General features: G+C 66.1%; 15 protein-coding genes. 11 read left to right on the top strand and 4 right to left on the bottom strand.

All coding sequences use genetic code 11. From position 1 onward, the window contains the following. Window positions 1-20: 20 nt before the first annotated feature. Window positions 21-1,181, bottom strand: coding sequence for a branched-chain amino acid ABC transporter substrate-binding protein (locus E4L98_RS27535; protein WP_135204730.1), 1,161 nt, complete (start codon window positions 1,179-1,181; stop codon window positions 21-23). Window positions 1,182-1,296: 115 nt separating this feature from the next. Between E4L98_RS27535 and E4L98_RS27530 the strand changes: the two genes are divergently transcribed. The 5 genes from E4L98_RS27530 (at window position 1,297) to E4L98_RS27510 (ending at window position 9,761) form a co-directional block, all read left to right on the top strand. Then, a complete protein-coding gene (locus E4L98_RS27530) occupies window positions 1,297-2,445 on the top strand; it encodes a pyridoxal phosphate-dependent aminotransferase (RefSeq protein WP_135204729.1) in 1,149 nt (382 codons plus the stop codon). Between the two features lie 7 nt (window positions 2,446-2,452). After that, window positions 2,453-4,657, top strand: coding sequence for a hybrid sensor histidine kinase/response regulator (locus tag E4L98_RS27525; protein ID WP_135204728.1), 2,205 nt, complete (start codon window positions 2,453-2,455; stop codon window positions 4,655-4,657). A 14-nt stretch (window positions 4,658-4,671) separates the two neighbouring features. Next, on the top strand, window positions 4,672-5,958 hold the full coding sequence (locus E4L98_RS27520; protein ID WP_229257604.1) for a M20/M25/M40 family metallo-hydrolase: 1,287 nt from the start codon (window positions 4,672-4,674) through the stop codon (window positions 5,956-5,958). 73 nt (window positions 5,959-6,031) lie between these two features. Then, complete coding sequence (locus tag E4L98_RS27515) at window positions 6,032-8,185, top strand: TonB-dependent receptor (protein ID WP_135204727.1); 2,154 nt, start codon at window positions 6,032-6,034, stop codon at window positions 8,183-8,185. A gap of 49 nt (window positions 8,186-8,234) precedes the next feature. Next, window positions 8,235-9,761, top strand: a complete 1,527-nt coding sequence (locus E4L98_RS27510) for a cryptochrome/photolyase family protein (protein ID WP_135204726.1) — start codon at window positions 8,235-8,237, stop codon at window positions 9,759-9,761. On the opposite strand, the gene E4L98_RS27505 is transcribed toward E4L98_RS27510, so the two are convergent. Further along, window positions 9,758-10,780 carry a LacI family DNA-binding transcriptional regulator gene (locus E4L98_RS27505; RefSeq protein WP_135204725.1) on the bottom strand — a complete coding sequence of 341 codons (1,023 nt, stop codon included), beginning with the start codon at window positions 10,778-10,780 and terminating at the stop codon, window positions 9,758-9,760. The genes E4L98_RS27510 and E4L98_RS27505 overlap by 4 nt on opposite strands. A gap of 322 nt (window positions 10,781-11,102) precedes the next feature. On the opposite strand from E4L98_RS27505, the gene E4L98_RS27500 reads away from it, so the two are divergent. The 6 genes from E4L98_RS27500 (at window position 11,103) to E4L98_RS27475 (ending at window position 18,163) form a co-directional block, all read left to right on the top strand. Continuing rightward, complete coding sequence (locus E4L98_RS27500; protein WP_135204724.1) at window positions 11,103-13,130, top strand: glycoside hydrolase family 43 protein; 2,028 nt, start codon at window positions 11,103-11,105, stop codon at window positions 13,128-13,130. Between the two features lie 198 nt (window positions 13,131-13,328). Beyond that, a complete protein-coding gene (locus E4L98_RS27495) occupies window positions 13,329-14,198 on the top strand; it encodes a hypothetical protein (RefSeq protein WP_135204723.1) in 870 nt (289 codons plus the stop codon). A 46-nt stretch (window positions 14,199-14,244) separates the two neighbouring features. Beyond that, on the top strand, window positions 14,245-15,021 hold the full coding sequence (locus E4L98_RS27490; RefSeq protein ID WP_135204722.1) for a hypothetical protein: 777 nt from the start codon (window positions 14,245-14,247) through the stop codon (window positions 15,019-15,021). Beyond that, window positions 15,018-15,896 carry a Tll0287-like domain-containing protein gene (locus E4L98_RS27485; RefSeq protein WP_135204721.1) on the top strand — a complete coding sequence of 293 codons (879 nt, stop codon included), beginning with the start codon at window positions 15,018-15,020 and terminating at the stop codon, window positions 15,894-15,896. Before E4L98_RS27490 ends, E4L98_RS27485 begins: the two co-directional genes overlap by 4 nt. 2 nt (window positions 15,897-15,898) lie before the next feature. Next, window positions 15,899-17,341 carry a serine/threonine-protein kinase gene (locus E4L98_RS27480; protein WP_135204720.1) on the top strand — a complete coding sequence of 481 codons (1,443 nt, stop codon included), beginning with the start codon at window positions 15,899-15,901 and terminating at the stop codon, window positions 17,339-17,341. Window positions 17,342-17,356: 15 nt separating this feature from the next. Beyond that, window positions 17,357-18,163, top strand: a complete 807-nt coding sequence (locus E4L98_RS27475; RefSeq protein WP_135204719.1) for a PP2C family protein-serine/threonine phosphatase — start codon at window positions 17,357-17,359, stop codon at window positions 18,161-18,163. 96 nt (window positions 18,164-18,259) lie between these two features. Here E4L98_RS27475 and tagF read toward each other — a convergent pair whose 3' ends face one another. Together tagF and tssM are read right to left on the bottom strand one after the other, a co-directional pair. Then, entirely contained in the window at window positions 18,260-18,964 is a 705-nt protein-coding gene (gene tagF, locus E4L98_RS27470; protein WP_135204718.1) for a type VI secretion system-associated protein TagF, read from the bottom strand. Between the two features lie 2 nt (window positions 18,965-18,966). Next, window positions 18,967-22,162: type VI secretion system membrane subunit TssM (gene tssM / locus E4L98_RS27465; RefSeq protein ID WP_135204717.1), on the bottom strand; the 3,196-nt coding region annotated here is incomplete at its 5' end.

The following is a 22,162-nucleotide window of genomic DNA, read 5'->3' as shown; positions in this document are numbered from 1 at the left end:
CGGGCACCGCGTTACTTCGGTTACTTCATCACCGTCAGCTTCTGGCGCTTGCCGTCCTTGAAGGTGAAGATGGTCAGCACGCCGTTCTGGATGTCGCCGCGCGCGTCGAAGGCGATATTGCCGGTCACGCCTTTGTGATTGACCTTGGCCAGGAACGGCAGATACTTGGCCGGATCAGGCGAGCCGGCCTTTTGCATCGCTTCCACCATCGTCATCAGCGCGTCATAGGCGTACGGTGCGTAGGTCTGCACCTCGATGCCGTAACGCTTTTTGTAGGCCGCGCGGAAATCGGCCATACCCTTCTCTTGCGACGGCTCGACGCCGCCGGCTTCGGCGCAGATCACCTGGCCGTCGCTCATGCCGTCGCCGGCCAGGCGCGGCACCGAGTCGGAGCACATGCCGTCGCCGCCCATGAACTTGATCGGGAAGCCCAGTTGCTTCATTTGGCGCAGCATCGGCGCCGCCACCGCATCCATGCCGCCGAAGAAGATCATGTCCGGCTTGGTGGCCTTGATCGCGGTCAGGATCGCGGTCATGTCGGTGGCCTTGTCGTTGGTGAACTGCGTCGAGACGATGCTGCTGCCGCTGGCGGCGCCGGTCTTCTTGACAGTCTTGCTGAATTCATCGGCCAGGCCCTTGCCGTACGAGGTGCGGTCGTCCACCACGGCGATGCGCTTGGCGCCCAGGTTCTGCATGGCGTAACGCGCCAGCGCCGGGCCCAGTTGCTCGTCGTTGGCGATGTTGCGGAAGGTGGTGTTGTAGCGCTGGTGCGTGTACTGCGGCGCGCTGGCGGACGGTGTGATCTGCGGGATGCCGGCATCGTAATAGATGCGCGAGGCCGGAATCGTGGTGCCCGAGGTCTCGTGGCCGATCACGCCCTGCACCTTGGCATCCACCAGTTTCTGCGCCACCGAAGTGGCCTGCTTCGGATCGCCGGCGTCGTCCTCGGCCTGCAGCACGACCTTGTACTTCTTGCCGCCGATGACCACGCCCTTGGCGTTCAGCTCCTCGACGGCCATGCGCGCGCCGTTTTCGTTGTCCTTGCCGAGGTGGGCGATCTGGCCCGAAGTGGCGGCCACGTGGCCGATCTTGATGGTGTCGTCGGCGTGAGCGATAGCGCCAGTGGCGCCGATAAAGGCCAGCGCAAGCGCGCGGCAAACTGTTTTTGTTGTGAACTGCATAAAATCCTCATTGATTAACCCCGCTAGCATAGCAGACCCCGACGCACGATTGCCAATCTCCCCTTACACAGGGGGCGGATTGAAGTAGAATAAATATTTCCAAAAGAGAATGAATATGGACCTCTCGCGTCGCATCGCCCGTTCCCGGCCGCTGGCCACCGCTGACCTGCACGGCAGGGTCGATGCCATGAAACTGCGCGGCGAAAACGTCATCGATTTCTCCATCGCGATTTCGCACTTCCCGGCGCCGCCGGCTGTGCTGGACGCGGTACGCGATGGCCTGCGACAGCCCTCGCCCTACACCGCCGTGGCGGGCGATCCGCAAATCCGCGCCCGGCTGGCGGCCAAGGCGACCCGGGACAACCGCATTCCCGCCACGGCGGCCGAGATCCTGATCACCAATGGCGCAAAGCAGGCGCTGTACCAGGCCTTGTACGCGATGGCCGATCCGGGCGATCGCGTCATCATCTTCAAGCCGCACTGGCCGGCCTACGTCGCCACCTGCCGCCTGCTGGAGCTGGAGCCGGTGCTGCTGGACTTGCCGGAGCAATTCACCGACGCAGTGCTGGATGGCCTGCCGCCGGCGCGCGTCCTGATCATCAATAAGCCGCACAATCCCACCGGCAAGCTGCTGAACGAGGCGGAGCTGGACCGTATCGCCGCCTGGTTGCGGCGCACCGGCACCCGCGCCATCGTCGACGAAAGCTACGAAAAGCTGATCTTCGACGGCGCCCATCTCAGTCTGGCCGCGCGCGCGGACTGGCAGGCATTGGGCATCGTCACGTTGTTCTCGACCTCGCAGAGCTACGCCATGATGGGCTGGCGCGCCGCCTTCGCGGTGGCCCCGGCGCATCTGGTGACGGCGATGGAGACCGTGCAGGGACCGATCACCGCAGCCGCGCCGATGCTGATGCAGCAGGCCATGGCGGCGGCCTTCGACAGCGGCGCTCCGGAAGCCATGCTGGCCGATTACCGCCAGCGCCGCGATTTGGTGATCGACCTGCTGCGCAATGTGCCCTGGATACGTGCTCACAGTCCCGCCTCCGGTCCCTATTTATGGATGGATGTGTCGCGCCTTGGCGTGGATACCGTGGAGTTCAGCGAACGGTTGCTGAGCCAGAGCGGCGTCGCCGTGATGGCCGGCGACGCGCTGGGCGCGCCGGGCCACATCCGCATCGGCTACATCTGCGACGACGTCGACACGCTGCGCCGCGGCGTGCGCGCCATCATCAGCTGCGGCAACCAGCTGTTCCAGGACGCCTGACGCCAACATGGCTTTTCTGCTCATCCAGCTCAACACCCTGCGCAGCCGCCTGATCCTGCTGGTCCTGCTGGCCATCGCGCCGATCGCCGTCATGACTTTCGTGAACGGCGCCCGCGAACGTGCGCACGCGGTGCGGGTGGCCGAAGAAAACCTGCAGCGTCTGACCAACCTGGCCGCAGCCAACGAGGCGCAATCGATCGAAAGCGCGCGCCAGATCCTGCGCGATCTGTCCAGCATTCCCGATCTGCTGGGCGATCAGGAGGACTGCAACGCCCTGCTGGCCAACATCCAGCGGCAGAATCCCGACTACGCCAATCTGGGCCTGATCCAGCTGAACGGCAACGTCACCTGCAACGCCGTGAAAGCGCAGAACATCGTCAACCTTGCCGACCGTCCGCACTTCCGCCGCGCCGTGCACCTGCGCCGTTTCGTCGCCGGCGGCTATGTGTTCGGCCGCGTGATCCAGAAGCACACCGTGAACCTCACCTATCCGGTGCTGGACGAAGGCCAGAACGTCAAGGCAGTGGTGTTCGCCGCGCTGGACCTGACCAAGCTCGATCGCTTCGTCGCCGACATCAGGCTGTCGCCCGGCTCGCTGCTGCTGACCGCCGATTCCGAGGGCAAGATCATCTCACGCAAGCCGAATCCGGAACAGTGGTTCGGCAAGCAGATCTCGCCCGAGATGCGCACCGCCATGGCGGCCGAGGCGGGCAAGCCGGTGGTGCTGACCGGGCCCGATGGCGTCGAGCGGCTGCACCGCTTCGCCCGCGTCGGCAACAATGGCCTGACCGACTACACCGTCACCATCGGCATCCCGGTGGACGACATCACGGCCAGTGCGCGCCACGACCAGCTGCTCGACCTGCTGGCGCTCGGCGCGACGATCGGCCTCGCCTTGCTGGCCGCCTGGTTCGTCGGCGACGTGCTGGTGCTGCGCCGCGTCAAGCAGCTGGCGATTACCGCCAACAGCATCGCCTCCGGCTCGCTGGACGCGCGCAGCGGCATCAATTACGGCAAGGAAGAGATCAGCGAACTGGCGCGCGCGCTGGACGCCATGGCCGAATCGCTGCAGGAAAAGGAGCTGCAACACCTGAAGGCCGAGAGCCAGCTGCGCGACGCCGACCGCCGCAAGGACGAATTCCTGGCCATGCTGGCGCACGAGCTGCGCAATCCGCTGGCGCCGATCAGCGCCGGCGCCCAACTGCTGCAGAGCGGCCATGCCAGCGAGGCGGCCGTGCAGCGCACCGCCTCCATCATCGTGCGCCAGGTCCATCACATGACCCGGCTGGTGGACGACCTGCTCGACGTCTCGCGCGTAACGCGCGGCCTGGTGACGCTGACGCGCGCACCGCTCAACGTCGGCAAAATCGTGGCCGACGCGGTGGAACAGGCGGAACCGTTGATCAAGTCGCGCCAGCACAGCTTTGAGGTGGTGCTGCCGCCGGAACCGCTGGTGGTCACGGGCGATCACAAACGCCTGGTGCAGGTGCTGGTGAATGTGCTCAACAACGCCGCCAAGTACACGCCGGCGGGCGGTGCGATCCGGCTGGCGGTGACGACCGATGGCGGCCATGTCCACATCAGCGTCAGCGACAACGGCATCGGCCTGTCGCCGGAACTGCGCGGCCACGTATTCGAACTGTTCGCCCAGGCCGACCGCAATTCGGCCCGCTCACAGGGCGGGCTGGGACTGGGCCTGGCGCTGGTCAAATCGCTGGTGGAACTGCATGGCGGCACGGTCGGCGTTGAAAGCGAGGGTGAAAACAAGGGCAGCACCTTTACCATCACCCTCCCCGCCACCAGCCACACGCCGGCGATCGAGCAACCGAGCAGTCCGGTGAAGCCGGCGCGCAAGATGAAGGTGCTGGTGGTGGACGACAATATCGACGCGGCACAAACCCTGCAACTGCTGCTGGAGGCCGGCGGCCATCATGTCAGCGTGGCGCACACCGCGCTGGCCGCGCTGGAAACGGCGCAGGCCAGCTCGCCGGAACTGTGCCTGCTCGACATCGGCCTGCCCGACATCAGTGGCTACGATCTGGCGCGCGGCCTGCGCGCCCTGCCGCACACGGCGCACGCCACGCTGGTGGCGGTGACCGGCTACGGCCGGCGCGAAGACCGCGAACTGGCGACGGCGGCAGGCTTCGACCATTACTTCGTCAAGCCGGTCGACGTGGATGCGCTGCTGGCATTGATCGCCACCCTGCCTTAATCAATGGAGCGACCTTGAAACGACTGCTGACCAGCCTCACCATGGCCTGCGCCCTGAGCGCGCATGCACAGGAACAAAGCTTGGCGAAGATCGCCGCCGCCCCCGCCGTCCGGCAGGCGTTGGCCTATATCGAAAAGAACGAGCACACCACGCAGGCGAATATGCTGGCGATTAACGCCATCCCCGCGCCGACCTTCGCCGAGGCGGAACGCGCCCGCGATTACGCCGCGCGCCTGAAAGCGGCCGGCCTGACCGACGTCCATCTCGACCAAGCGGGCAATGTGCTGGGCACGTATAAAGGCAGCGGCAAAGGCCCGCTGGTGGTGCTGGCGGCGCATCTGGACACGGTCTACCCGGCCGCCACCAGCCTGGCAGTGCGCGAAAAGGACGACCGCATCTACGCGCCCGGCATCGCCGACAATGGCCGCTCGCTGGCCGCCATGCTGACCATCGTCCACGCGCTGCGCGAGGCAAAAGTGAAGACCGAAGGCGACCTGCTGGTGGTAGCCAACGTCGGCGAGGAAGGGCTGGGCGATCTGAAAGGCGTAAAGTATCTGTTCAGCCAGCGCAAGGATATCAAGGCCTTCGTCGGCCTGGAGCCGGCGCTGGGCACGGACGGCGACCCGGTGACGCATATCGGTACCGGCAGCCGCCGCTACAAGGTGACGCTGCGTGGCGCGGGCGGCCATAGTTACGAAGGCTTCGGCATCCCGTCCGCCATCCACGCCGCCGGGCGCGTGATTGCCCACATCGACGAGCTGCAGGTGCCGGCCGAGCCGAAAGTGACCTTCAACGTCGGCGTGGTGCAAGGCGGCCAATCGGTCAACAGCATCTCGGCCGAGGCGACAATGCTGATCGATATCCGCTCGGCTGACGCGCCGCTGCTGGCAAAAGTGGAACAGCAGATCAAGGAGGCGATCCAGCGCGGCGTGGACGAGACCAACGACCGCTGGGCCGCCAAGGACAATAAGGTCATCAGCGCCGACGTCACGCTGATCGGCGACCGTCCGGCCGGACAGATGGCGAGAGACTCGGTGATCGTCAGGACTGCAATGGCGGCGGCCACCGTGCAGGGCCGCCCGGCGTTGCTGGACAGCGCCCACTCCACCGATGCCAACCTGCCCATGAGCCTGGGCATCCCGGCCATCACCATGTCCGGCGGCGGCAGTTCCGGCGGCTACCACTCGGAGAAGCTGGAATGGTGGTCGGCGCGTCATGCGCATACCGGGCCACAGAACGTGCTGCTGACGGTGCTCGGGCTGGTCGGCGTGCAGGGCGTGGCGGCGCCACTGGCCAAATAGTGGAGGCAGTCAGGCTTGCAAGCCACATGGAAAAGAATGATAATGCAAATCATTCTCATTTATTAGATTCATCATGCGTCTCAAGTTTCTCGCCGCCTGCGTGCTGTCCACGCTGACCGTCCTCCCCGCTCTCGCCCAAACCGCCGATGATCCGGTCCAGACTGTGGTGGTCAGCGCCAGCGCCGACGCCTCGGCGGCCGGCCTGTCGAAAACCTACGGCGGCGGCCAGGTCGCCAGGGGCGGCCGCGTCGGCCTGCTGGGCACCATGGACCTGATGGACACGCCGTTCAACAGCACCAGCTACACCCGGCAATTCATTCAGGACCAGCAGGCCAAGAGCGTGGCCGACGTGTTGCAGAGCGATCCCGGCGTGCGCGTCGCGCGCGGCTTCGGCAACTACCAGGAGCTGTATGTGATCCGCGGCTTCCCGGTCAATTCCGACGACCTGGCCTACAACGGCCTGAATGGCGTGCTGTCGCGCCAATACATCGCGGCCGAACTGCTGGAGCGGGTGGAAGTCTTCCGCGGCGCGAACACCTTTCTCAACGGCGCCACCCCGGGCGGCGGCAGTATCGGCGGCGCCATCAACCTGCTGCCGAAGCGCGCGCCGAACAGCGATCTGACCGAAGTCTCGGCCGGCCTGCAGACGGGCAAACAGACGTATCTCGCTGCCGACGTCGCGCGCCGCTTCGGCGACGAAAACCGCTACGGCTTGCGTTTCAACCTCGCCCAACGCAAGGGCGACACTGGCGTCGAAGACGAGGACCGCGAAGTGCGACTGGGCGCGGTGGGCGCCGACTATCGCGGCCGAGGCTTCCGTCTGTCGGCGGACCTGGGCTGGCAGAACAGCAAAATGGCCGAGTCGCGCCCGGCCGTGAATGTCGGCGTGGGACTGGCCGTGCCGGCGGCGCCGGACAGCGCCGCCAACTTCGGCCAGCCATGGGATTATTCGAGCGAGCGCGATGTCTTCGGCACCGTGCGTGGTGAATGGGATATCGCCAAAGACGTCGTGGCCTGGGCCGCGCTCGGCGGCCGTCAGGGCAATGAGCAGAACCGCCTTGCCAGCACCCTGAACCTGAACAGCGCCAGCGGCGCCGGACAGATACGCCGTTTCGACAATGCGCGCGAAGACCACGTGAAGACCGCCGAAGTGGGCGTGCGCGCGGCCCTGCGCACCGGTCCCGTGAACCACAAGATCGCCGTCACCAGCAACGGCTTCAATCTCGATTCGCGCAATGCCTACGCCACCTCGGCCTACCAGAACACCACGCTGTACAACCCGGCCGCGCTGATCCTGCCGCCACTGACCACCTTCGGCAACAGCATGGCCGCTCCGCGCACGACCAACAATGTCACGCTGGTCAGCGCCGCCGTGGCAGACAGCATGGGCTTCCTCAACGATACCCTGCTGCTGACGCTGGGCGTGCGCCATCAGAAGATCAAGCAGGTCGGCTATGCCTATAACACCGGCAAGCAGAGCGCCTACTACAGCGAAACGGCCAATACGCCGATCGCCGCCATCGTCTACAAACTGGCGCCGCAGGTGTCGCTGTACGCCAATCGCGTGGAGAGCCTGCAGCAAGGCGCAGTGGCCGGTTCCACCGCCGTCAACGTCGGCCAGGTGTTCGATCCTTATAAACCGGTGCAGAAGGAAGCCGGCGTCAAATTCGATGGCGGCCGTTACGGCGCCACCGCCGCCCTGTTCACCACCAGCCAGCCCATGGGCGTGCTGAATCCGGCCACCAAAGTGTTCGGCATCGACGGCGAACAACGCAACCGCGGCCTGGAATTGACGGCCTACGGCGAACCGCTGCGCGGCCTGCGCGTGCTGGGCGGCGCCACCTTCCTCGATGCGGCGCAGGCGCGCACCGCCGGCGGCCTCACCGACGGCAAGGACGTCATCGGCGTGCCGCACTCGCAGATGAACGTCGGCGTGGACTGGGATGTGCCGGGTGTACGCGGTGTGGCCGTCTCGGCGCGCGCGCTGCACACCTCGTCGCAGGCGGTCAATGCCGCCAACACGCAGACACTGCCGGCGTGGAACCGCCTGGACCTGAGCGCGCGTTACGAGTTCAAAGTCGATACCCATAACGTGGCGTTGCGCGCGCGTATCGACAACGTCATCGACAAGAGTTACTGGGCCTCGGCCGGTGGTTCGCAGGGCGCCGGCTACCTGGTACTGGGCGCGCCGCGCACCTTTGCGCTGACGGCGACCACGGACTTCTGAGTTGTCCGCTTCGTGCTAGGATAAACGCCCGGCATGGCCAGACAACAAAGTGAAGCTCAAACTCATCCTAGGCGACCAGCTCAACCCGCAGCACAGCTGGTTCGCCGAACCGCGGGAGGACGTGGTATTCGTCATGATGGAAGTCCGTCAGGAGACGGACTATGTGCTGCATCATGCACAAAAAATCATCGCCATTTTCGCCGCCATGCGCGACTTCGCGCGACGCCTGCATGCGGACGGCCACCGCATCCATTACGTCCGCATCGACTCCCGCTATAACCGGCACTCCATCCCGGACAACCTGACCGCCCTGCTGACGCGCTATCAGGCCACCGAATTCGCCTGGCAGGCGCCGGACGAATGGCGGCTCGACCGCCAACTGGCCGACTACGCCGCCGGCCTGTCCATGCCGTCGGCAATGGTCGACACCGAGCACTTCTACACCGCGCGCGATGAAGCAGCAGGCATCTTCGCGGGGCGCGACCACTGGTTGATGGAGCACTTTTATCGCCGCATGCGCACCCGCCATGGCGTGCTGATGTCCGACACCGGCAAACCCGCTGGCGGCCAATGGAACTTCGACCACGACAACCGCGAATCCTGGCCCGGCATGCCGTGGGAGCCGGCCGACCTGCGCGGCCGACACGATCACAGCGCGTTGTGGGCCACCATACAGGCTTCGGGCGCGCGCAGCTTCGGCGAGCCCAACGCCGCCAATTTCGCCTGGCCGCTCAACACCGAAGAAGCTTTACAGCAGCTGGATGCCTTCATCGAACACGCCTTGCCTCACTTCGGCCGTTTTCAGGACGCGATGAGCGTCAAGGCCTGGCGCCTGTTCCACTCGCTGCTGTCGTTCGCGATGAACGTCAAGATGCTGTCGCCGCGCACCGTGGTCGAACGGGTGCAAGCCGCGTGGCGCGACGGCGCCGCGCCGCTGCCGGCCGCCGAAGGTTATATCCGCCAGATTCTCGGCTGGCGCGAGTACGTGCGCGGGGTGTACTGGCACCGCATGCCGGGCTATGACCAGCTGAACGCCTTCGGCCACACCGCGCCGCTGCCCTGGTGGTTCTGGGATGGCAAAACGCGCATGCGCTGCCTGGCCACCGCCATCGGCCAGTCGCTGGAACACGCGCACAGCCACCATATCAACCGCCTGATGGTGATCGGGAACTTCGCATTGTTGGCCGGCCTGTCGCCGCAGGAGCTGCACCGCTGGTATCTGGGCATTTATATCGACGCCTTCGAATGGGTCGAACTGCCCAACACCCTGGGCATGAGCCAGTTCGCCGACGGCGGCCTGCTGGCCACCAAGCCATATGTCTCCAGCGCCGCCTATATCGACCGCATGAGCGATTACTGCAAGGGCTGTCATTACGATAAAAAGGCCAGGACCGGCGAGCGCGCCTGCCCCTATAACGCGCTGTATTGGGATTTTTACGACCGTCACCGCGACAAGCTCGCCGGCAACCAGCGGCTGGGCGTGATCTATCAGCAGTTGCGCAAGATGGACGACGGCACGCTGGCGGCGTTGAAGGAACGCGCCGCCGACCTGCGCGGCCGTCTGGCGGAGCTCTAAGTGCTGCCGCGCTGGATCAGTTCAAAACCGGTGTTGATCACGCGCTCGGCCGGCGCTTCTTCACTGCCGTTCAGGCGATCCAGCAATGCCTGCGCCGACATCGCCCCGATGCGCGCGCCGTCCACCCGCACGGTCGACAGCGGCGGCTCGGTGCAGCCGGAAAAATTCAGGTCACCAAAGCCCATGATGGCCAGATCCCGCGGCACACGCAGGCCGCGGCTTTGCGCTTCAATCAGCACGCCATGCGCCAGCGTGTCCGAGCTGCAGAAGATGCAGTCCAGCTCCGGATGCGCGTCCAGCAGCTTGACCGCACCCATGCGCCCCTGCGGCAAGGCGCCCGGCGCCTGTATCTGGTGCGAGGCGATCACGCTCACGCCTTGCTTGGCCAGCGTGACCTGGAAGCCCTGCGTGCGCTGGCCCGCGCGCGGATCGTTGGCGGTCAGCATACCGAAGCGGCGATAGCCGCGTTCCAGCAGATGCGCGGCGCAGGCATGGCCTACTTCCTCGTGCGAGAAGCCGATCGACATGTCGATCGGATGCGAGGTCGTATCCCAGGTCTCCACCACCGGTATGCCCAGCTGCTGCAGCCGTTGGCGCGTGCTGTCGGTGTGCAGCGATCCCGTTAGTATGACGCCATCGGGACGGCGACTCAGCACCGTCTCCACCAGGATCTCTTCACGCCACATCTCGTAGCCGACGATACCGAGCAGCAGCTGATAACCCGCGGCCGTCAGCCGGTCGGTGGCGCCCTGCACCATGTCGGCGAAGGTCTGGGTCGAAATGGTCGGCAGCACCATGGCCACCAACTTGCTGCGGCTGGACGCCAGCCCGCCGGCCAGCATGTTCTTCACGTAGCCGGTGCGCTTGACCGCCTCCTGCACCTTGGCCAGCGTGGCCGGCCTCACCAGTTGCGGCTCGTTCAGCGCGCGCGACACGGTGATCGGCGAAACGCCGGCCGCCTTGGCGACATCGATCAAGGTAACCGCGCTGGGAGCGGCTGGCGGTCGATGGACGGTCATTTTTTCTTCCATGATATTGATAGCGTAATCATTCTAACTGACAAAGCGGCAGGATGGTTATCGCTCCGCAGCATGCGATTGACAAGCCCCCCCGCCACTGCCTACACTGGCCGAATGATTGCGCTATCATAAATGATAACTTGGACATGTCGAACACTTGCCGCTGCCTTGGCGCCGGCGCGGGAGCCGGCCATCGATGCCCCGCTGCTGCGTGCCGATTTTGACGATAAAAGCTGGCCCCCTGTCGCACGAGCGGGCCATCGAAGGAGGCCACGGTACAATTGTCCGGCAAATAACGGGGAAGACCAACACGGGAGACCGCATGAAAATAGCCGCCAGTTTCGCGCTTGTCGCCATCCTGATGATGCAGCCCGCCTGCGCGCAGAGGGAGCAGCGGCCCGAATCCGGTCTCTCGACCCGCACCTGGACACCCGACAACGGCAACGGCACCTTCACCAATCCGCTGTTTTATGACGAGTTCTCCGATCCGGACATCATCCGTGTCGGCGAATGGTTTTACCTTACCGGCACTACCATGCACGCCATGCCTGGCCTGCCGGTGCTGCGCTCCAAGGATCTGGTCAACTGGGAATTTCTCAGCTACGCCGCCGACAAGCTGGATTTCGGCCCGGCCTACCGCCTGGAAGACGGCAGGAACATCTACGGACAGGGCATCTGGGCGCCCAGCCTGCGCTACCGCAACGGCGTGTTCTACATCTTCACCAACGTGAACGGACGCGCGACGCAGATTTATTCCGCCATCAATCCGCGCGGCCCGTGGGCGCACTGGGAGATGAAGCGCAGCCTGCACGATCTGTCGGTGCTGTTCGACGACGACGGCAAGGCGTATGCGGTGTGGGGCCATCAGGACATGCACATCGCGCAGCTGACCGACGATCTGCTGGACATCGTCCCCGATACCGAGAAGGTCCTGTTCTCCAAATCCGACGGCATGGGCGAAGGCGCGCACTTCTACAAGATCGGCGGCCGCTATTTCATCCTCAGTGCCAATTACGCCGGCGGATTCCGCATGCCGGCGGCGCGCGCCAACTTCGTCTACGGGCCGTATGAAGTCAACCAGGCGATCAGCAAGGACGAAGGCTTTGGCATGGTGGGCGGCTACCGGCTGAAGAACAAACAGTATCCGTTCGAGGTGACGCCGCCGAACCCGGCCGCGCGCGACACGACCGCCATGCACCAGGGTGGCATCGTGCTGACCGAGATGGGTGAATGGTGGGGCTTCTCGATGATGGACTATAACTCGGTCGGCCGTCTGCTCAGCCTTGCGCCCGTGACCTGGCAGGATGGCTGGCCGTATTTCGGCCTGCCGGGCAACCTGACGCGCAATCCACGCACCTGGGTCAAACCGCGCGTGGCGGAGCCGCAGCAGATCAAGACGCCCTTCAGCCGCAGCGACGAATTTGCCGAGCCGACGCTCAAGCCGATATGGCAATGGAACCACGTGCCGGTCGATGACAAGTGGTCGCTGACCGAGCGGCCCGGCTTCCTGCGCCTGCGCTCCCTGCCGGCGACGTCATTTTGGGAGGCGCGTAACACGCTGACCCAGCGCGCCATCGGGCCGGTGTCGTCGCCGACGGTGATGCTGGAGGCCGGCGGCCTGCTGGACGACGACGTCGCCGGCCTGGCCCTACTCAACCTGCCCTACGCGACGCTGGGCGTGGAGCGCAAGAACAGCAAGCTGTCGATCGCCCTGTTCGACCAGGCCCGCAACCAGACCACGCGGGTGCCCCTGCACGGCACCCGCGTGTGGCTGCGCGCCGAGTGCGATTTCCTGAACGAGAGGGCGCGCTTCAGCTACTCGCTCGATGGCGCCAACTTCAAACCCATCGGCGATGAATTCACCATGATCTTCCAGCTGGTGACCTTTCAGGGCGTACGCTATGGCCTGTTCAACTACAACACCGGCCAGCACACCGGCGGTGCGGCGGATTTCGGCAGCATCGACATCTATCAGCCGCTGCCGCACGGCCTGATGCGCGCGATTCCGTATGCGCAGCCGGTCCAGCTGAAACCCGCCAGCGGCCGCGCCGCCACCTTGCCGCTCAACTTTACGGTGCAGGACATGGGTCTGGGTCGGGTCGCATTGCAGTCGGATGTCAATTACCTCACCGTCGGCGCCGACGGCAGCGCCACGCTGCAGCGTGTACGTCCCGGCCTGCCGCAGACGTTCCAGTGGATGGAAACGCCCACCGGCGAGCTGTTGCTGCTGTCGCTGCAGACCAATTTCTATCTGCGCGTGCATCCGCAGTCTGGCGCGCTGGTGGCCGACAGCCCCGGTCCGCTTCCGGACGGCAGCGACGGCGTCCGCTTCATCTGGTCGCCGCGTTAGCTTGGTTGACCGATCTTAAACCGCAAACGCGCGCGGTTTGACCTTATTTACGCACAGCAGACCCAACCGCAGCAGCCGGCGCCAGCCAGGCCATAAGCAATGCTCTGACCGCAACTCCGCAAGCAGCATGCCGAAAAAAGTTGCCACAAAATTAAAGACGTCCTACGATAGGCCCTCCATACCACCGGGAGGCATGCAATGCGTCTGGCTTTGCCGCTGTTGTTGATGATGGGCGTATCAGTTCAGGCGCAGGAGGAACCCGGCTGGCGCAGTTTTCACTGGGAATATGCGCAGATCGCGCCCGGCCGCTCCCCGGAAAAGGCCGGCTTGTTCCTCCCGGCGCAATTCGATGGTCGCCCCTGCACCGTGCAGCTGGACACCGGCATGAATCAGGCATTTCTGTGGCACGGCCAGAGCGGCGAACCAGGCCAACCGGTGCGGCTCGACGTCGCGGGCGTGGTGAAGCAGGTCCAGGGCGACCGCGCCCACCTGGACCGCATCCGCGCTGGCGACTGCAGCGGCATCGCCTCGGTGGGCAACGCGTTTTTCGAACACGGCAGCCTGGTGCTGGACCTGCCGCACGCCCGCTACCGGTTCGAAGCCGCCGCATTGCTGGCCGACCAATCGCGGGCACAACCACTGACCTACGCGCGCTGGTTCGGCGAAGGCGGTCATCTGCTGGTCAACCTCACCCTGCCCTCCGGCGCGGCCGGCCAGGCGCTGCTCGATACCGGCGCAGCCAGTTTCAGCATCAGTCCGCTGACGACCGCCGCCTGGGCGCAACTGGTGGAGTTGCCGCTCGCTGCCGGACCGCAGGTCAGCGAATACAAGGTCAGCAGTTGGGGCCGGCAGATCAGCTGTTTCGAGACCACCCGCCCAGGCCCGCTGACGGTCGGCGCCAGCCGCAGGCTGGACAGCTTCCGCGTATCCTACTGCCAGCTTCCCGGCTTCAGCATTCCGCAACAGATCGTCGGTCTGCTCGGCTTGCACGATTTGATGGACAGCGTGATCACCCTCGATTACCGTTCATCGCGCTGGATGATAGAAGACAAAAACCAGCCCAACTGATGTACAATCATTAACAATTAGAAACCTCGATCAAGGGTCAGCGGAAATGGAACGCCTCTCGTACCTGCTGTTTGCAGCGGCCTTGCAGGCAGTCCTGCCCGCGCGGGCCGCCGAGGTGGCCACGATCACCTTTGCCGAACAGCCGCTGCGCGCGCTGCGCGACACCAGCTTTTTCACCCTGCCGCGCGGCGCCCGCCCGCAAAATGGCGACATCCTCGAAACCCGCGGCAGCGGCGCGCAGATCGAAGGCATCGGCGCCACCATCGCCGCCGTGGGCCCGGCCACCGTGATCCACCTGAAGCTGGGCGGCGTGCCGGAACTGCGCCTGCTGCAAGGCTGGCTCAAGGTTCAGGCCGGTAAATCGCCCGGTCCGGCCATCGTCAGCGGACCGCTCAGGCTGACGCTGGCCAGCGGCTCCATTATCCTGCACAGCGAAAGCGGCAAGACCGAGCTGTTCGTCGAGGATGGCGAGCCGGCCGTGACCGAAACCGCAACGGGCAAGCCGGCTCGCCAGATCAAGGTCGCGCGCGAGCAATATGCCATCGTCACCGCGGCGGCACCGCTCAAAGCCCTGCCGCGCCCGCCCAAGGACTTCATCGCCGGACTGCCGCCGGGCTTTGCCGACATCCTGGTGTCAGTGCCATTCAAGGGCGCCGAGCCGCCAATCAGGAAGGAAGGCCCGGCCACCTTTGAGGAAGCGGCGCCCTGGCTGAGCGATGCGCCGGCGCTGCGCCAATTGCTGCACAACCGTTTTTATCCGCCGCCGCCGCCGAAGAAGGATGCGCCCAAGGCTCCCGTCAACTCCAACATCGTCTTCCCATGAGACTGTCGCTCGCCGCCAAGTTCAATATCGTGTTCCTGGCCATCTTCGGCATCGGCTTTGCCGCCGCCACCGTGGTCACCAACTATCTGCTGCAGCAGAACGCCCGCGACGAGACCTTGCAGAACGCGCGCGTGCTGATGCAATCGGCGCTGGCCGCGCGCAGCTACACCACCGGCCAGATCGTGCCGCTGCTGCAGACCCGCCTCAAGTATGAATTCCTGCCGCAGTCGGTGCCCTCCTATGCCGCCACCGAGCACCTGAATCAGCTGCTTAAATCCTATCCCGACTTCAGCTACAAGGAAGCGGCGCTGAATCCGACCAACCTGCGCGACCGCGCCGCCGACTGGGAAGCGGACCTGATCAACACCCTGCGCGCCAAGCCGGCGCTGAAGGAACTGGTCGGCGAACGCAGCACCTCGACCGGTCCGGCGCTGTACCTGGCACGCCCGCTGCAGATCACCAATGCCGCCTGCCTGGCCTGCCACAGCGTGCCGGACGCCGCACCCAAGACCATGCTCGACATCTATGGCCGCAACAACGGCTTCGGCTGGAAACACATGGAGATCATCGGCGCACAGGTTGTGTCGGTGCCGCTGGAAGTGCCGCTGCAGCGCGCCGCCGTGATGTTGCGCACCTATATGCTGTCGATGCTGGGCATCTTCGTGTTCCTGTTCATCGCGCTGAACGTCATGGTGCATTTGTTCGTCACGCGCCGCATCAAGGCCATGTCGCAGCTGGCCGACCAGGTCAGCATGGGCGAATTCAGCGCCGAGGAGCTCGACGTCAAGGGTAACGATGAATTGTCGGTGCTGGCCCGCTCGTTCAGCCGCATGCGCACCAGCCTGGCCAGCGCGATGAAGATGCTGGAAGAATGACGATGCTGGAACAACTGGGCAAATACCGTATCGACCGCGTGCTCGGCAAGGGCGCCATGGGCGTGGTCTACCTGGCGTTCGATCCGCACATCGAGCGCGTGGTGGCGCTCAAGACGGTGCGCAAGGAAATGTTCAGCGATGCCCAGCAGGCCGACCTGATCCACCGCTTCAAGAACGAAGCCATGGCGGCCGGACGTCTGCAGCATGCCAACATCGTCAGCGTCTACGATTACGGCGAGGACAGCGAGACCGCCTACATCGCCATGGAATACGTGGAAGGCGTTGGCCTGAATACGCTGATGGTGCCGGACCAGCCCACCGATCCGGCCCGCATCAGGGCCTGGATGGGCGACCTGCTGCTGGCGCTCGACTACGCCCACGCGCGCGGCGTGGTCCACCGCGACATCAAGCCGGCCAACCTGCTGATTACGGCCGGCGCCCAGGTCAAGGTCAGCGATTTCGGCATCGCCCGCATCGAATCCTCGACGCTCACGCAGACCGGCTCGATGATCGGCACGCCCAGCTACATGTCGCCGGAACAGTTCCGCGGCGAGACGGCGGACGGCCGCGCCGATGTGTTCTCGTCCGCCATCGTGCTGTATCAACTGCTGACCGGCGTGCGACCGTTCACCGGCTCGCCGTCGGTGGTAATGCAGCAGATCCTCAACGATACGCCGCCGCCACCCTCCAGCCTGGTGCCGTCGCTGGACCCCGGCTACGATGCGGTGATCCAGCGCGCACTGGCCAAGTCGCCGGCCGACCGCTATCCGTCGGCGCGCGCCTTCCTGGACGCCCTCCACCGCGTCGGCCAGGACCCGGCCACGCCGGCCGATGATGACGACCGCACCGTGCTGGCTGCCGGCCTGCAGCCCTACACCGCGGCGCCGCCCGGTCCGCCGACCGGCAGCGTGGGCAGCAGCGCCATCGAGACCATGACGCCCTGGAAGCGCGAAGCCGCTCCGGAACTGGAAACCATGCTGTCGCGCCAGATCGGCCCGCTGGCCCGGTTGCTGCTGAAGAAAGCGCTGAGCAAGGCCGAGGGCCTGGACGAGGTCGGCGAACTGCTGTTGCAGCACATCCCGTCTGAAAAGGGCCGCCAGGAATTCCAGCAAGGTGTGGCGCTGGTGAAGAAAAAGCTGCTGGCCACCGGCACCGGCGCCGGCATCGCCAGCGCGCGCACCACGCTGGGCGGCGGCGCGACCGGCACCGCCGTGATCGGCGCCGACGGACGCTCGGCCATCCGTACCCCGGTCGCCTTCGACGAAGCCTATGTCGACGCCACCACGCGCACGCTGACCGCGCTGATCGGCCCCATCGCCAAGGTGGTGACCAAGCGCGCCGCGCGCCAGACCAGCGACCGGAACGAATTCCTGCGGCTGGTGTCCGAACATATCGAGTCGCTGCCTGACCGCACGCGCTTTCTCACTGAACACGGTGCTATCTGATCCATGAACGCCTGGATGCCGCTCTCCGCCAGCCACCTCTACCACCTGCCCGCCGCCGTTGCGCTGGGCCTGACCGATGTCGGCCTGGTCCGGACCGGCAATGAAGACAATTTCCTGATCGACGCCGACCTGGGTCTGGCCATGGTTGCCGACGGCATGGGCGGCCACCAGTCCGGCGAAGTCGCCAGTGCCGGCGCATTGACGGCGGTGCGCGATTATCTGCGCGCGCACGGCGCCGAGCTGCCGCGCGAAGACAGCGACGATGCCGACGCCACCTGGTCCGATCCGTCGATGCGCGCGGTCGGCCTGATCTACAACGCGCTGGACGCGGCCAACCAGCATCTGTATCAACTCAACCTGCAGCGCGGCAGCCCGGACGGCGGCGGCATGGGCACCACGCTGTGCGGTTTCTGGCATCCGCCGGGCCATGCGGCGCTGGTGCTGTTCAACGTCGGCGACAGCCGCCTGTACCGCCGGCGCGACGGCCGTCTGGAGCAGCTGACACGCGACCAGACCTTGTATCAGCAGGCGCTGGACGCCGGCATGTTCGAGCACCTGCCGGCGCGCAATCTGCTGGCGCAGGCCGTGGGGCCGTCGCCGGCGATCATGCCGGAAGTGCGTTCGCTGCCGGTGCCGCCGGGCACGCTGCTGATGCTGTGCAGCGATGGCTTGTACGGCGCGGTGCCGCATGGCGAGATGGAGCAGGCGCTGGCCGGCACCGATGCGTCCACGCTGGAAAACGCCTGCGCGCGCCTGATCGCGCTGGCCAAGGACTACGGCGGCCGCGACAACATCACCGTGCTGCTGACCCAGTACGCCTGAGTCGCGGGTCACGCCCGCGCACGCGGGAATCGATGGAACCTCAGCTCCGCGTGCAGCACCGCCTGCGCGACGGCCCGTCCATGCGTAACCACACCGTCAAGCCGCAGGCCAGCCGTGACCATGCCAGTCGCCGTCCAGCAGCGCGGCAAAGGCCGATGCCGGCGGCAGGCCGCGGCTCAACAGCATGCATGGCGCGATCTGCGGCGAACCATCCGTCCACCACAGGCACTGACCCGCCAGCGCCGCGCCGGCGATGTGGCGCAACAAACCCGAACTGCCGGCATTCGCCAGCTGCGGCCCCAGCGGCTGCGATTCGTCGAGCAGCATCACCGCCCCGCCGGGCGCGGCGTCGGCGTGCGGCGTCGGCACCGAGCTCAGCGTGGCGTCGAACTGCTCCAGCGAAAAGCCCTCCTCCAGCGACCACAAGGCCAGCGCTTCCAGTTGCGCATACCAGTCGTCATGCTTTTGCGCGCAATCGAGCGGCGATGCCGGCGCCGGCAACGCCCGCGCCAGCACCAGCGGAAAATGCCGGCCGACCCGGTCCACGCTGGGCATCATCAATCCCGCCCAGCCATGTTCGCCGCAGACGTCCGACGACAGCGCAAAACGCCAGATGGGGCTGCTCAGATACGTGTTCAACCAGCGCGGTCCCAGTACCGTCCGGCTTTGCTGCAGCCCCTCCTGCAGCCAGGCGTCCCACACGCGCAAAAAATCCGCTCCCAGCCGCCGGCTGACAAAATCGCCATGGCTGGTGACCTTGCCGAAGAAGCCGGCGCGCGGATCCACTCCGGACGCATCCATGCTCACCATCCGGCCGGGCAGCGGAACTGTTCCAGCGGCTCGCGCCGGAACGGGTTGATCACGCTGCTCGCGGTCAGCTGATACTCGACCTTGCGGCCATCCAGATCGTAGCTCAGCTTGTAACGTTCACCCTGTGCGCTGGGTTCCAGCGTGCCCTTGTCCAGCATGCGGAACCAGCCCCACGGCCCCTCGCTGCGCACGTCGTTCTTCAATGCGGGCGTCGCTTCCAGGCGGATTTGCCCGCCGCCCTTGCCGCTCGGCAGAGAGATCGCCACCGGACGACCGGCCGCGCCGGCCGCATAGGGCACCAGCTGGCCATCGATGTCGAAACTGACCTTGCTCAGCGCCGGATCGGCGCCCAGCGGCGTCAGCTCGAAGCGCAGCGACGGCTGGCGGCCGCCGGCGGCAAAGAAGGTGTCACGCACGCGGGCGGCGCGCTGGAACTGGTTCAGCACATCTTGCGACACACCCTGGCCTCCGCCAGTGGTATCGCGCCATCTCCACTGCGGGCCGCCCATATCGACCTGCGCCGCCAGATGACGGGTGAAGAAATCGTCCACCAGACCGCCGGGCGCGAAGAATTTGCCGAAATCGTCCGGAGTGACTTCCTTGCCGGCGCTGCGCACCAGCGGATAGCGGCCGGCGATGGCGTCCTGGCAGAACGGTCCGGCGGCGGCGTTCCACAACGCCTGCAGACGTGCCTTCTCGCTGCCCAGCGTCAGTCCGGCACCGGCGTTGTCGATATTTTTCAGCATGCCGCCCAGTGGCGCGGGTTTGTCGTCCGCTTCGCGTTTCAGGCGCTGCATCACCTCGGCGGGTGGCGGCGGCGTGCCGGCGCGGCGCGCGCTTTCGGCGGCGTCGAAATATTGCGACGCGTCCTTCAGCATGGCCAGCAAGGCTTCCAGCGGCGCCGGACCCGCGCCGCCTGCCGGCGCGGCCACCAGCTTATGCAGCGGCTCGAAATGCTGATCCACCGGGTTGAGCGCCCTGGTGTCGGCCGGTGGGGCGTCGTCCGCTCCCAGCGCCGATTCCAGCTTCTGGCGCGCGGCCGCCAGCTTGCTGCGCACGGCGTCGTCCAGCGCGGCGGCAGCCGGCTTGCGGCCGGCGTTTTCCAGCGTGGTTTCCTTCGCCGCAGCCTGCATGAAGGCGCGCAGCGGCGAGTCGGCGCCGGCCAGCGCGTTGGTGATGCGCGCGCCCTGATCCAGACTGGAGAACGGTGCGATGCGCACGTCGGCCAGCAATGCATCCCATTGCTTGATGTAATCGGCGTAGTACAACTGCAGCACGGCGGCGCGCATTTGCTCGCTGGTGGTGGCGGCCACCGCGCCTTCGGCCTCGCGGCGGTCCAGCACCCAGCTGTCCTGGGCGATGTCGATCATCGCCTGCGGCAGCTGCTTGAGCATTTCACGGTAGCCGGCCACGCTGTAGACACCGGGGATGCCGCGTGTCAGCGGCTCGCCGCTCTGGCGTGCCAGCAGCAGCGAGACATCGCGGCCGGCGGCGCGGTTGACGCTGAATTCCGGCAGTCTGGCCTGCGCCACCTGGCGCTTGAGACGATTGTAGACGCGCTGCGGCAGCGGCATCATCGCCAGCGTCAGGCGGGTCTGGGCGATCAGGCCGGTATCCAGCGCGGGCGGCTCGGCACTATCGTCGGCGCCGTCGAACAGCGCGGCGACGTGCATTGCCAGCTGGTCGCGCTGTTCCGGACTGGCGTCCGGCAGATTGCGGCGCCAGTCGAAGCTCAGCCAGGCCTGCACCGATTCCGCATCGAGATGGCTGGGCTGCCCCAGCATCAGATACACACGCAGGGTTTCGTACAACAGCTCCTGGTTATTGGCGTCGCCGCGGCGCAGCACATCCTCCAGCCGATTGGCGATGCGCGGCAGCAGCGTGCCGCGCAGCAGGCGACGATAGGTGGTCTGCGCCCCGGCGCCCAGCTTGTCGGCCTGATTCAGGCCGAAACGGTTCAGCAGCGGCACGCCGGCGTCGCGCTGGGCATAACCGCCCGGCAACTCACGTGCCGCGTTCAGCAGCGGCAACACGCCGGTGACGCTGCCTTCCAGCGGCGCCGCGCGCGCCAGCTTTTCCAGCTCGGCGCTGCGCACCGTCACCTCATCGACGTAATGCCGGTTGCGCACATAGCTGGTCAGCAGGCCGGCGCCGACCGCTACGAACAGCACGGCGGCCAGGCCGCCCGCCAGCCAGCGCAAACGCTGACGGCGCTGTTCGTAGCGGCCGTCGCTGCCGCCCAGCCAGGCCTCCTTGAACATCAGTTCGCGCAGCAGGCGGGTGATGAAGTAGCTGCGGCCACTGGCGGCATTCGGTGCCAGCGCCTTGCGGTCCAGCCCAAAGGTCGAAGCCAGCGATGCCATCACGCGGTCGATCGGGCTGCCCTCCTGCGTGCCGCTGGTGAAGTACACGCCGCGCAGCAGCGCCGCTTCTTCAAAGCGCGTGGCCTGGAACACTTCATTAAGAAAGCTGCCGAGCACCTCGCCGATGGCGGCAAACTGCTGCGGGAAACGGTAGACCAGCGCGCGTCGCTGCAAATCGCGCTCCTGCTGCACGCGTTCCAGCACGCGCACCTGCAGCTGACGCTCGAGCTCCTGGAAGCGCGCGGGGAAGCTGGCCAGCGCCGCCGCCGGCTGGCCGTCGGCCGGCACCGGGAAGGTCATGCCCCACACCTGCGCGCGTTCCTCGCGGCCCAGATTGTCGAAGAATTCCATGAAGCCGGCCAGCAGGTCGCACTTGGTGACGGTGACATAAATCGGGAATCCGGTCCCCAGGCTGGTGTGCAGTTCCTGCAGGCGTGCGCGGATCGCCTGCGCCTGCGCCAGCCGTCCGGCCGCGCCCTGCTGCAAGAGATCGGCCACGCTGACAGTGACCACGGCGCCGTTGATGGCGCGGCGCGGCCGGTGCTTTTTCAGCAGCGCCAGGAAGCCGTTCCAGCCGGCCTGGTCAACCTCCTGGTGGCTGTCCTGGGTGGTGTAGCGGCCCGCCGTGTCCAGCAGCACCGCCTCGTCGGTGAACCACCAGTCGCAGTTGCGGGTGCCGCCGACGCCGCCGATGGCGCCCGGCCCCAACGCGTCGGCCAGCGGGAATTTCAGGCCGGAGTGCAGCAGCGTGGTGGTCTTGCCGCTGCCCGGCGCGCCCACCAGCATGTACCACGGCAGTTGATACAGATATTGTCCGGTCCAGCGC

The sequence above is a fragment of the Duganella callida genome (assembly GCF_004614165.1).
Classification (GTDB): Bacteria; Pseudomonadota; Gammaproteobacteria; order Burkholderiales; family Burkholderiaceae_D; genus Rugamonas; species Rugamonas callida.
Note: the sequence above shows the minus strand (reverse complement) of the source record. Positions and strands in the feature narration are given on the sequence as shown.